At 47.9% G+C, this 12946-nt stretch carries 13 protein-coding genes; 1 reads left to right on the forward strand and 12 read right to left on the reverse strand.

What is annotated here, in order from left to right:
• Positions 1-162: 162 nt before the first annotated feature.
• The 12 genes from BP71_RS29465 to BP71_RS29520 all read right to left on the reverse strand — a co-directional run bounded on the left by BP71_RS29465 (position 163) and on the right by BP71_RS29520 (position 12003).
• Positions 163-1362, reverse strand: coding sequence for an alpha/beta hydrolase family protein (locus BP71_RS29465; RefSeq protein ID WP_496385192.1), 1200 nt, complete (start codon positions 1360-1362; stop codon positions 163-165).
• A gap of 83 nt (positions 1363-1445) precedes the next feature.
• Positions 1446-2177 (reverse strand): alpha/beta fold hydrolase, encoded by a 732-nt coding sequence (locus tag BP71_RS29470; protein ID WP_496385193.1) that lies wholly within the window; start codon positions 2175-2177, stop codon positions 1446-1448.
• A 67-nt stretch (positions 2178-2244) separates the two neighbouring features.
• Entirely contained in the window at positions 2245-3963 is a 1719-nt protein-coding gene (locus tag BP71_RS29475) for an AMP-binding protein (RefSeq protein WP_496385194.1), read from the reverse strand.
• A gap of 135 nt (positions 3964-4098) precedes the next feature.
• A complete protein-coding gene (locus BP71_RS29480) occupies positions 4099-4608 on the reverse strand; it encodes a GNAT family N-acetyltransferase (RefSeq protein ID WP_496385195.1) in 510 nt (169 codons plus the stop codon).
• Between the two features lie 32 nt (positions 4609-4640).
• The gene (locus BP71_RS29485; RefSeq protein ID WP_496385196.1) at positions 4641-6032 is read right to left on the reverse strand and encodes a hypothetical protein; all 1392 of its coding nucleotides are present in this window, start codon (positions 6030-6032) and stop codon (positions 4641-4643) included.
• A gap of 78 nt (positions 6033-6110) precedes the next feature.
• On the reverse strand, positions 6111-7250 hold the full coding sequence (locus tag BP71_RS29490) for a hypothetical protein (protein ID WP_496385197.1): 1140 nt from the start codon (positions 7248-7250) through the stop codon (positions 6111-6113).
• Positions 7251-7347: 97 nt separating this feature from the next.
• Positions 7348-7959: a hypothetical protein gene (locus BP71_RS29495; protein ID WP_496385198.1), complete on the reverse strand. Its 612-nt coding sequence runs from the start codon at positions 7957-7959 to the stop codon at positions 7348-7350.
• Positions 7960-7972: 13 nt separating this feature from the next.
• On the reverse strand, positions 7973-8464 hold the full coding sequence (locus BP71_RS29500; RefSeq protein WP_496385199.1) for a thermonuclease family protein: 492 nt from the start codon (positions 8462-8464) through the stop codon (positions 7973-7975).
• A 127-nt stretch (positions 8465-8591) separates the two neighbouring features.
• Positions 8592-8984, reverse strand: a complete 393-nt coding sequence (locus BP71_RS29505; protein WP_496385200.1) for a hypothetical protein — start codon at positions 8982-8984, stop codon at positions 8592-8594.
• Positions 8985-9023: 39 nt separating this feature from the next.
• Complete coding sequence (locus BP71_RS29510) at positions 9024-10253, reverse strand: sulfite oxidase (protein WP_496385201.1); 1230 nt, start codon at positions 10251-10253, stop codon at positions 9024-9026.
• Positions 10254-10461: 208 nt separating this feature from the next.
• A complete protein-coding gene (locus tag BP71_RS29515) occupies positions 10462-11253 on the reverse strand; it encodes a ferritin-like domain-containing protein (protein WP_496385202.1) in 792 nt (263 codons plus the stop codon).
• 27 nt (positions 11254-11280) lie between these two features.
• On the reverse strand, positions 11281-12003 hold the full coding sequence (locus BP71_RS29520) for a ferritin-like domain-containing protein (RefSeq protein ID WP_496385203.1): 723 nt from the start codon (positions 12001-12003) through the stop codon (positions 11281-11283).
• Between the two features lie 583 nt (positions 12004-12586).
• On the opposite strand from BP71_RS29520, the gene BP71_RS29525 reads away from it, so the two are divergent.
• Positions 12587-12889 (forward strand): hypothetical protein, encoded by a 303-nt coding sequence (locus tag BP71_RS29525; protein ID WP_496385204.1) that lies wholly within the window; start codon positions 12587-12589, stop codon positions 12887-12889.
• Positions 12890-12946: the final 57 nt, after the last annotated feature.

Genomic DNA, 12946 nt, shown 5'->3' on the forward strand with positions numbered 1-12946 from the left:
CGTATTAAAAGATAGACAGAAGCTTCGTCTTTCTTTTTTAACACAAATCAACAACATCGAGAAGGCACAAAGAATGCCCGCACGCAGGAAAATGTGGAAAAGTAATGGGTTAAAAGCATATTTACCCTATTAAATTAATGGGATGCAAATATACCTGAATATTTATTTGGTTTGGGTAAAAAAGTCCAGCGTGCCGAGGAGGAACGCGGCGATGGAGCTGCTGTGTGTACCGCCGGGGACTGGTATGAGCTGTACATTCGTGGCTCCCTGCGCTTGCATCGCGTTAAACGCTTTCTCGGAATTGAAGTAGAAAACCAGTGGATCTCCGGTGCCATGGTAGAGTCGTGTCGGTGTTTTGGGCTTCCAGTTGTAAACGTCGTTGTCTGCAATGGCATCGATAAAACCTTTGTCAATACCGTCGTTTAGTGCTTTTTTAAATGAATCGTTAAGCGCCAGATGAAAACTTCCGGAAATCAGAACATCTTTACCCGAAGCGGTGATTTGGGAAGCATATTTGTCGGTGAAGTAATAGGAAGCAGGTTTGTTGAGTTTGTAAATACGGTCGTATGTCAGCAAGACCCAGAGATAAAGGGAGTTGTAACCGGCAACACCTTCTGTTTTTGTATTAATAATATACTTCATAAAGGCCGTTTTATCATAAGCACCCGCTCCACAGCTGGATGCCCTCAGATTGAATTCGGACGACGCTTCCTCTTCAATTTTCTTTTGCAGCGACATCGTAGCATATCCACCTTCGGAATAGCCTGCTACATACAATTTTTCGTCCCATTTCACTTCCGTCTGGCCTTTAAGGAACTCTTTGGCTGCCCGTAGCATGTCCAGCGTAGCCGAAGCAAGGCTTGCGCGATGCTCATACGGGTGCGGGAGATCTGACGAAGCACCGTAACCAATATAGTCGGGATAAGCTATAATGTAGCCCATGGAACCGAAAAGCGACCCGAAAGACGCTGCTTCAGAGTCGTCCTGAAAGTTGGACGGCGCGTCGTTTTTATCGGTGATCGTACCGTGCTGGACGCTGATCATGGAAACGGGCCCGGTTACGGACGGTACTATGAGGGCGCCTGAAGCAGTGATGTCGGTACCGTCGGTGTTTTTAGTCTTGTAGGTAATTTTATAAACCTTGACGCCATTTTTGATATAGCCTGCTGCCAGAGGAATAGCCTGTTGAAGGATCTGTTCTTTGGTCAGCGTCTTGATGGAGGTGCTTTCCTTAAGATAGATATTTTCCTCCACAGGAGGTACCGGGGTACCGTCATCCTTGCAGGAATTGAGAATAATAAGGCTCCAAAGAAGAAAAAAGGACAGTTTTCGCAGCAGGGCAGAGTAGGTAGATTTTTGCATAGCTAAAAGATGAACAGGTCATTATACTCTGCTAGTAACGCATAATGACCTGTTTTTGATGACAGTTTGTCCTTTTTCTCGAATTAAATTTTACTCATGTACCAGTTGATCATTCGGGCCGTGGCGTCTGGACGCTCCACCATGCCCATATGGCCGGCTTCTGAGAGTATCAGCGGGTAGCTTTTTTTCGGAAATTCGGAGACACTGATTACGCTTTCGAACGGGATCAGCTTGTCTTGCATTCCGATGATGAACAGTACAGGAAATGGCATTTTGGCCAGCACTCCTGTACGGTCCGGACGGTTTCGCATGGCGGTAATACCAGCGATGAGCGCGTCGGCGGGTAATTTTCCGAAGTAGCTGATATGTTCCTTGATACGCTCGGGGTAAAGTTCCTTGTAACGGTCGCCGAATAGGTTCGGAGCTGTATTCTTGATGAATGATTCGGTACCGTAATTGCGCAGAAGATCGATCATCTGGTTGCGTTGGTGCTTTTTGGCCTCATCGTCGGCATAGGCCGTAGAATGAAATAATCCGAAGCCTTCCAGCATACTCCCGTATTTTTCGGCGAATGCCAGCGAAATATACCCACCCATGGAGTGGCCGATCAATGTACATTTCCGGATGTTGGCGTTAGTCAGAAATCGATGTAATTCATCGGCATAATCTTCAACCGACTGGCAAGAGGTGAATAGTGAAATATTAGGTCTCACCACTGTATAGTACTCATTGATAGCGGCGTCGAGACTGTCCCAAATCGTGTCGTCTATGCCATGACCATGTAGTAAAACCAAAGTTTTCCGGTGTAGATTCATATAGATTTGCATTCAAGGTTGAGAACTTGTTTGCCTAAATATACTAAACCTTCTCCCGTTTATGGCCTTAGTGGGCAACTTTCGCCATTTCCTCTTCGCGCAGCGCACGGCGTAATATCTTACCCACATTGGTTTTCGGCAACTCTTTGCGGAACTCTATTTGCCTTGGACATTTGTAGCCGGTCAGGTTTTCCTTGCAGAATGCCCGTACTTTTTCCTCGGTGAGTTCGGGGTCTTTTTTGACTACATAGATTTTGACCATTTCCCCGGATTTGTCATCGGGAATACCCACACAAGCGACCTCCGCCACGCCCGGGCACTGGGCTACTACATCTTCGATCTCGTTGGGATACACGTTAAAGCCGGAGACCAGAATCATGTCTTTTTTTCGATCTACGATTTTGAAGAATCCATCCGGGTCTTCGATGCCGATGTCTCCCGTTTTGAACCAGCGTCCGCTTTCATCTTCCAGGATCACTTTGGCTGTTTCATCGGGGCGGTTGTAATAGCCGAGCATTATCTGAGGGCCCTTGGCACATATTTCACCTTTTTCCCCCACAGTTGCCCAGGTTTCATCGTCCCGGAGAATACGCATTTCGGTGCTGGGGAACGGCAGACCGATCGTACCTTGTTTGTGACGTCCGTTCAATGGGTTCACAGACAGCACCGGAGCAGTTTCGGAAAGCCCGTAGCCTTCGACTAACGGACAACCGGTTGCTTTTTCCCAGCGTTCTGCCACTATTTTCTGGAGTGCCATTCCACCTGCAATCGTTATTTTGAGGTCGGTGAAATCGACAGAAGCAAAATCGGGATTGTTCAGCAGGCCGTTGAAAAGCGTATTAAGCCCCGGAAAAATGTTGAAGCGGTATTTTTTAAGTTCTTTAACAAAAGCAGGGATGTCCTTGGGATTGGTGATCATGACATTCAATGCGCCCCACTTGATTCCGCATAATCCGTTGATTGTCATCGCAAATACGTGATAAAGCGGCAATGCTGCAATCAGGGTCAGCTGGCCCGAAGTTTCGGAGGTACGCATTTTTGACATGAGCCATTCATTGATCCCCTCCACATTGGCGATTAGGTTGCGGTGCGTGAGCATAGCGCCCTTGGAAACGCCTGTGGTGCCACCCGTATACTGTATGAATGCCAGATCCAGGCCGGAAACATTGGGTTTTTTATAAGTAATACCCGACCCGATCGACAAGGCGTTGGCCAGACTTGTGGTATTTTTCAGATGGAAAGGAGGCACCATCTTTTTTACATATTTCACTACGGCATTCACGATCAGTTTTTTAGGAAAGCCCAGCATATCGCCGATTTCCGTAACGATCACGTGTTCGATATTGGTGTTTTCTATGATCTTTTCCAGGTTGGAGGCAAAATTGGCCAGTATCACAATGACCTTCGCTCCCGAATCCTTAAACTGATGCTGCATTTCACGGGGCGTATACAGCGGGTTAGTGTTGACGATCGTCAGCCCGGCCCGCAAGGAGCCCATCATGACTACCGGATATTGCAGGAGGTTAGGCATTTGTAATGCGATGCGGTCCCCTTGTTTAAGGCCTATGCTTTGCAGGTATGCAGCAAAATTCCGGGAAAGCTTATCCAGTTGCCCAAAGCTGAGTTCCTTACCCATATTCGCGTATGCCGGCTTATCTTCGTTTTCTGCAAAACTCATTTCCATCAGCTCAAGCAGGGAGGAATAGGCATCCGGATTTATTTCGTAGGGAATTCCTTCGGGATAGTTTTTAAGCCAGGGGTACGTGTCCTTGGATATCGCCGTCATAATATGCAGAGTAAAGGGTATGATAATCTATTTGTGATTAAGGTAATCAATTAAGCCAAAAAAATATCGAACAAATCCAATATATTTTTGACATTGAAAAACCCCCAAATATGTATCGAATTGAATTAACAGGCGCTACCGCCGGGTAATTTCCCAGCGCCAGAGCAGGCCTTCTTCGGGATCGTTCACGTCCTCTGTTTGTGAAAACCCCAGTTTTTCGAGAATATGGCCGGATGCATTTTCCTCAGCAAGGGTATGGGCGATCACCCGGTGAACGGATTGATGCCGGAAGGCGTGGTCCAAAAGGGCTTGAGCAGTTTCTGTCCCCAACCCCTTCTCCCTGTGAGAATGCATGATTTCATAACCAATTTCAACCATCCCGCTGGAATCCGGTTCGCCTTTATAACCGCATGAACCGATGAGCATATTGTCGGGTGTGTAAATAATGAGATAGACCCACCAGTCGCGCAATGGGGGATGGGCTTTCCAGCGATGGTAGGAGGGAGTAAAAGTGTCCCGGAACTCAGTCCATTTTTTGGGGACATTAACGCCCATGACACGGGCTAATGTATTGTTTCCCATGCGGATAGCGTCATAAAGCGTATCATCGCAGGAGATGATTCTTAAATGGGGGGTTTCAATCATAATCGGTGATATAATCCCCCCAAGTTAAGAAACTATGAATTGTTTTCGTCAAAACGGTCGGTAATTGCCTTTCGGATCGCCTGGTGAGGCCGCATACCTGTGCTGCGCGTCCGCGGAACTGCGCGATCCGCTGTTGCATTGGATTTAGCACGTAAAGCAAGGTCTGAGACAGTCAGATGACTGTTTCGCCAGGAATCATATTCTTCCTCGCCCATCACATCGCGGGTCACCTGCCCGTGGGCATAGCCATCTCCGAAGGACTGTATCCGGCTGTCGGTCAGGGCTTGGCGCCTTTCATTTTCCAATGTCTCGATTTCCGCCCTTATTTTGGCTTCCTCCGTTTTCAGCTCTTCCAGTTTTGGTAAGATTGCAATGTCGTTTTCGAGAATGGTTTTCTGCGTCATGTGCCGCGTTACAGTTTGCTGTAAAGGCTCCATTTGTTTCAATATCCGTTTTCTCCTTCTCCTTAATCGCCATAATTTCGGATCGACCTGCAACCAGCGGTACCAGAAGCCCTGCAATACGGGGAGGGCCATGCCCAGTGAGACGGCGCCTGCAATAGCAAACAGCACCCCGCTTAGCACGAATGAAAGCAATGCCCATGGACTATTGACAAGGTCGAGGTTAAGCTGATCTGAATTATGTAGTGCCTGCTCGATCTTGTTGGTCAGCTCCGGACTATTGATCGGCGCGCCAGTCAACGGATCGACGGCATTCAATTGCAAATTTTTCACTGACTTATTGATGGCCTCTTTCAGCTTGTCGGTGCGATAGGCTTCATAACGGAACCAGCCCAGCACGACCAGCGTAACGATCGCAAATATGGAAAGAGCCAGTTTGAATCCCGCGTATCTGGATCGGGCTTTGGGTGTATCGTCCCGGTGGTAAGGTTCCTCCACAAGCCTGTCGTAAGCCGGTTTCAGCAATATCGAAAGCATAGCCAAACCAATTGCAAAAGCCCAGGCTTCGTTGCTGTTCCGGATATTGAGTGCATAGGCCACGATCTCATGAGAGATGATCAGGTCGCCCGCGATGAATGAAATCCCGGCAGCGAGGAAGATCAACCCGGCGATCAGCGAATAGGAAGGAGCTTTCTCTGCACGTTTTGTTTTCAGTTCCTCGGTCTCTGCGTCGATTTCGGTCATCGAGCGTTCCATATCTTTCATCTGGGTGGCGGCATTGTTGAGGCCCATTACCTCATTCTGCAACCTGTCATAGGCAGATCTGTGCTGGTCCAATGCCTGCTGATTATTAGCCCGCACGGAGGATAGCTCTTCTTTCTTTTCATTAAGCCTGTCCTGGATCCAGTCGTGGTTGACATTACTGGACAAATAGTTTTCATATACCTGACGGTCGATACCCTCTATCCCACGTGTGTAGCCGTGTTGGTAATCTCCGTTTTCATTTAAATTTTGCTCGTTCATGACCTTTATTGGGGTTGATCGAATGTAAATAGGGGTAAAAAATCGCGCCACCGGCGATTTTAGTTCAACTCAGTTGCCTTATTTGCTACCCTTCTGAATGAGATTGAGTTGACGCGTGGTCAGTTCATTTTTCATGTGGCGCGCAAGGAAAAACTCGCTCTCAAAGAGCTTAATCAGCATATCCCGTTTTGCAGACAACCGGTCCCGCTCTGTCTCGGCGTGGCTCTGGTCACGGAGTACCTGCCATTTTTTTACACGCAATTCGTCGATTTCTTCTTCCAAAGTCTGGCATTCTGACTCCCAGTTGTAGTTATTTTCAACATAATCCTGCCGGTCACGACGAATATTGAACCATGCTTGCAGGTCATTGCGGAGTACTGTGATGTTGCTCAGCAGTAGTTTGCCGGCGAAAAGGAAGAGGAAGAAAACGAATATGAATAACGCAAAAGCCTGCCACCAGGTCTGATGCGTGATGACATTTGCAAATACGAACAATGCAGCTGCAAACGGCAGACCTACTTCTTCCAGCAGTGATTTCCAGGTAACCCGGGAATCAGTATCATGAAATAGGGAGATCCGGCCAAATAGACTGAACATCCCTGCCAGGAAGACGCCGAGGGCGATCCAAGAATTATCTGCAAAAACCGGTTTTAGTGATTCGCGGATCAGGAAGAAGTTCCCTATGCACATGGCTACACAAAGCGAAATGCCGATGAGCGTGCGCGGTAGCTGATGTTCCCCTTCGGTACGTGACTTGGGGCTTTTCAGCTTTTCCTGCAACTCATCAATCCGGTTGGTCTTCTGGCCAATAAAGAGGTTCAGTTCCTGAATGCGCTCATTATGTTGTTCAATGCTTGCAATGTGCGAAGCTGCCAGGTTCGAGAAATATTTGTGGATAATGTCGGTTTTCTCGTGCGGGTCGGATTCGGATAAACCGAAAAGTACGCCCTCATCCCGGAGGGTGTCTTCATCTTCCAGCCAATACGGGATGGTCACCTCCACTTTAGGGAGCTCTTGCCTCTCAGGGGCTGGTGGCATTATGGCTTGCGAGGGTTGCGGCCGTGCCTCGGCAAATGTCGTTGGTTTGATCGGGGTGTTTTCCACTGATTGGGTAGGGGTGTCGTTTGCCTCAACAGGCTCATCATCATCATAAAACTGATTCTCGTCGGATTCTTTGGGACGAAACCAGCCTGCAAGTAATTCAGTCAGTTTGGCCATAGTTTTTCATGGGTTAGCCTGCGATTATCCATGAAAACAAACAAATTCCCTATAATATTGTGATGACAGGCTATTAAAAAACGTAAGGTGCTCGTAGTTAGGACATTTCGAACATCTTCTGTAACGCTTGCCAGAGTTTTTTCTTGAGGTTACGATCTGCTTCGATGACCACGAGCGGATCGACCAGCAGGAACCAGATCCCTTCGATTGCTTTGGGGGTGTAAGGAACCAGGAGCAGGTCCAGGTGAAGTTTGATCAGCGGCACCCCGAATGAGATGAAAAAGTTGGTTTTCCGCCCTGATAGCACATCCCGCGCATCCTGGCCGGGAAGGAAGCTGAAATTCAGGATATCGCTTGTTTCTATCGAGTGTCCTACGGCTTTGAGGATGTTGTCCAGGAACAACGCCTCGGACATAATCATGTCCTGCTGCTTGGGCTCGTCGTTGAGTACGAGGACTTTGTGTTTTAATGCGGGGAAGGGTGTCACCACCGGAGCTGGTGCCGCAGCGGGAGCAGACGGTGGTTTTGGAATGGCCGGTGTGGAAGGTAATGCAGGTGCAGGCTGAACGGGGCTCGCCACGGGAGCGGGGAGCGCTTCCTTCACGGGCGGAGCAGCTGCTGGAATTTCGGCAGGTATACGGTCCTCCAACTGAAACAGTGTTTCATTCTGGTACAGTATCCGAAAAAGTGCTACCGATGACGGCTCCATTGGATTCGCTTTTTTACAAATGTCCGAGAACCATTCCCGGCTGGCTCCAAATTCCTATCTTCTGCTTTTTGGCATTAACTTCCAGTCTGGCATATTCCTGGTCGCTCGAATATTTTTTAAAGTGGACGGCTAATCCCTTCTTTACCAGTTCCTTGTTCAGCACCTGGCCGCTTGGTAATACAATCTCACCCAGCAACCTGCCATATTTATCGAACTCTCCCTTGTGTCGGATGCTGACCGTTTTGCGGAAGCATTGTGACGCAGTAAATTGCTTTGCATTGCTGTAAAAAGGGGTGTTCCGCTCCGGACAATTGATATGCAGAAACCGTATTCTTACATTTTTACCCATTCTCCGGCCTGCCTTTCTACCCGAATATATGAATTTCAACTCAATCGTGTCGCCGTCCTGAATACCGATCACCTCCGCTCTTAGCGGATTGGGTAAATCAGTGTTGTTTGAAGGCAAACTACGGTCTTCCGGTGCCGGCGCGCACGATGCGAGCATAGATGGCGCGGAAACAAAAATGATAAGAAGCAGGCAGACAAAGGATAATCTGGAAGTCGGAAAACGGAACTTAGGCACGCGTATGATTCATGAAGTTTGAGTGCCCAAAGATAGGGATTGTTTCCGATCAGTTTTGATCCAGTTTATACCATTTAATGTCTTTCAACGGGGCTCTCCTTGCGACTGAGGCAGTTGGGGAGTAATTTTTTTCGAGATAGTCGAGCACCTGCTTTTCGGTATCGCCAAGTTCCCACAGGTTATGGTTTGCCTGCATCCACCGGATCTTCTGTTTCCATCCGTCACGTGTAAAACGGTTGGCAACAATGAGCTTGGAGGAATGGCAACTCGTGCATTGCGCCTTGACCATATAGAGGTTTTCATCGACAACGAGGCCTGTCTCAGCGTCTTTTTTGACGGTGTCGGCCAGTGCCACAATGGGAACAGTCTGTTCTACCGGCCCATCCGGCAACACCTGGGAGGCAATGCCTGCGCTCAGCAGCATCAATAACAGCGTTTTCATGGGTTATATGATTAGCCCGGAGGCATTTGAATAAGGTCTTTAGCCTACTTTTACCGCGATGCGTTCGCAGGCATTGTTCAGATATCCACCCGGATTCCAGGCAGGTGTGAGCATAGGTTGCGCATTGCCGGCATCATCAGTAGCTTTTACCCACACCTCATAGTAACCGCTGGTAGGAAACTTCACATTCGCAGTCCAGTGCTGCCACGCCAGCCGGTTGACGGGTTCTTCCAACTTACATTCCTTCCACGTGGCGCCAAAGTCGATAGAAATTTCAACCTTCTTCACGGTGTGGTCGCCTGCCCATGCATGTCCGCGTAAAGCGAGATCGGTTTTATCGATCATCGCGCCGGATTTGGGATAAGTGATGAGTGATTTCACAGGCATCGATTCGATAATTCTGTAGTACTCGTCGGTAGTCGGTATGTCGGTGCCGGGAGCAACCGGATTTCGGGGCATTTTGTAACTATGCCCTTCCATCTTGGCGCCATCATGTACTTTATTCCTGACTGAAATGCTGCTTAGCCACTTCCCGGACACGGAAGCCGGCCAGCCTCCGATAACAAGGCGTAACGGATAGCCGTGGAATTCTGGAATATCCTTGCCGTTCATCTGCCAGGCAATGAGCGTTTCATTTTCCATGGCTTTTGCAATGGGGACGCCACGCGAAATGGATTCCTTTTTTGGGTCACGGCTTAAATGCAGGTCTTTGCCGTGATAACCGATATATACAGCGTCACTCTTGACACCGACATCATTTAATAGGTCTTTTAACCTGATGCCGGTCCATTGTGCACAATGAACGGCACCCTGCCCCCACTGATTGCCGGAGGCCTGGGGCTGGTAACCCGAGCGTCCGTTACCGCCGCATTCGAGTACCAGTTGATAGGTGTAGTGCTTGAATTTGCTTTTAAGGTCGGCAAGAGAGTACGTTTTCGGGGCTTTTACCGATTCGCCGTCGATCGTCAGTGTCCAGTTCGCGACATCTATTTTCTCCGGAATTAGTCCGTTGTTACGGATAAACATTTTCTCGACCGGTGTAACACGGTCGTCCAGCAGATGTACGGGCGTCTCCACATTCCAGGGTTTATCGCCCTGAACTATCATTTCTGCGCTTTTACCTTTCAATGCATCCTTTTCGTCGAGAAACAACGGTGTGTAGCCTTGGGGCATATGATGGGAAAAGACAATGCGGGAGCCCATAGCGGTGGCTAGCGCCGTAAGGCCGCTTTGTTTGAGAAAACCTCTTCTATTCAACTCGGGAATCATTACTAGGTTCAGGAAAACGGGTGTAACATGTTTTCCAAATTTACATAAACGATCCTTGTTAAGCCATATCGCGACGCTATTTAAGAAGTGTTTTAAATAAAAAGGAAGTTACCGCTGATGGTAACCTCCTGATCATTAATAGTGTGTAGTTGCATTTCGAACATTACTCACTTTAGAAGTGCATGTATATGCTCAACAGGGAGGCGGCTTATGATTTGATAAACGGCCCTGCAATGGCGAGTACCTCCTCTTTTTTCAACGGCTCGTCGAAAGCTTCGGTAATGGCGGCGTCGGATTTAGATGCCAGCCCTTTGAGGTCTTTACCGCCTTGCATCATATTGTCTTCCCCGGCATAAATCGGAGCTACCGCACCTTCCTTGCCTGTGATCCAGCCTTTCATGGCCGGATTCCCCAATAAAGTAGCGGCAAGCCTGCGAGCCACCGCAGCGTGGCGTGCTTCCACCGAATGTATCTGTAAAGCATATTCAAGGATTTGCGGATCGGCGATCAACGCGCCTGCCTGGCCTTTGTAAGCACGCACACCAGTGTCTTCCAAAGCGCTGGAAACCGTCACGAACGTCTTGTAATTGGTAAAAACATCGCCGAATGCGCCGCCGTATTTGAAATCAAACGTCGGTTTCGGGATCGCTTTGTTCCCCAAGGCTTTGGCCAGGAATGCTACGTGCTGGGTCTCGTGTTTACCAATTTGCGTGAAGATCGCTTTGTCGGAGGCGGGAATGAGGTTGGCAGCTGCATTACCCGCTTTGTAGAATTCATCTTCCAGGTATTCGAGCGTCAGGGCGTAATTCAGTACTTCAATCGCACCAGCCGACTGCGCGAAAGCCTTGTTGACCACGGCCGCAAATGTAGTGGGAACGGCCGCTGCTGCGAGCTTGCTGCCTATTCTGTTCATAAAATGACGGCGCGATGCGTACTCAAGGCGTCCAAGGGCGTCGCCGTCGATTTGCTGAAATTGATCTATGATCTTGAAAATATTCATTGTGTCTGATCCGGTTTGTGTTAAAAACTATTTACCCACGTTGGCTCCTGTGATTGTATCCTTTACGTAAACCTTCACGGCCAACAGAATATCGGCAGGTGCAACTGCCTTGTCCATTCCGTTGGCATCGATGATGTCGTCACCAGCGAAATCCGCAGACTTTGGGTTGATCAGATCGCGGATTACGGCAGCATGGCGTGCTTCCACCGACACAATTTTGCCGGCTAGCAGGAGATAATTAGAGTCCTTGATCAGTTTTCCGGCACCATTGTAGGCTGCGACGCCGGTATCTTCGAATAATTTGGCCGCGCCCAATACCGCATCCCTCTTGGTGAAGTCGATGGCGGCGAAGTTGGGTGTAAGTCCTTTGATTGCTTTATCACCCAGCGCAGTCTTGAAAAAGTCACGGTGGACGATCTCATGGTCACGGATGTCGGTAAGAATTGTTTTTTCGGCGTCGGTCATACCTGCATAAGGCGTCGCGATCACTTGTGTGTAGAATGCTGCTTCGAGTTGTTCAAGAGCGTATGCATAGTTGAGTACACCAATGTCTCCTGAACCAAGATCGACTGTGTCGCCTGTTCCTGGAATCATCTGGTCGTCGTCGTCATTGCAACCAGCTGCGATCACGATCGTTCCCAATGAAGTGGCTAATCCGGCTGAGCGCAAAAACAAACGTCTGTTAACAACCGACGCGATTTCCTCCTCTCCCTTGCCGGAGTTTTGTCTTGTTTTTGTGTTTTTGTTCATAACAATAAAGGTTTTGAGTCACCTTCCGTGTGTTCGAAAGACTTTGAAAGACCTACGTACCTTTGATTGCTTTAGATCATGAAGGGGAAAAAGAGAAAGGGGTGAGTGGCCATGACGAGCAATTGAAAACAAAAAGAGTCCCGACGGGACTCTTTTTGTTTTCAGACTAGCCGATTGTAATAAATTAAATAACGTTGAGTATTAAATGCCTGATGTATAATTCAATATATGAATGTATAGCGTTATGAGTTCTGTGGTGTGTAGTAGTTGTGCTACTTTGTTGGTGTAAATAATTTCTACGCAAATATAAGCGATAATGTTTTTAACAAAGAAATAATCATTTAAAAAAATTTGAATTTTTTTTAGTTGCTTTAATAAGATATGGGTACAATCGCAACATGGACATTGAATTTCCCTTAATGGCGCGAAATTCTACAAGTTGAGGAGTTACTCCCTTTTCTGCCGGTTACATAGTTTTGTACAAAAATTGGTTAGTATCTGATTATCAACTTTTTTTGTGCATTCCCTGTCTTGGCACAATATCTTTTTCTATATATCCTAAAAATTAAATGCCCGATCCACTATGCGAATCACCCCGATAGCCATCGCCCTTCTGATATTTGCCGGCGTTTCGAATGCCGATGCAACAACACATTTGCATGAACGCGGCTACGTTATTACCACGCAAAGCAAAGTAGCAGTAAGACCGGAAGATTTACCGGAAGCTGTCAAAAGTACACTCGCTGGCTCTTACTCAGAGTGGAAAATCAGCAGTGCCTATCTGGTTACCCGCGATGATAATTCACAGTATTACGAAATCAATATGAAGCGCGCGGAGGAAACTTCTACACTCAATCTGGATAAGTACGGAAAGAAAATAGACTAGAATCGATGTTTCTAAGCCTCTGACGGACTCATCATGAAAAGCCGGAGATTTCTCCGG

Source organism: Dyadobacter ginsengisoli DSM 21015 (genome assembly GCF_059568735.1).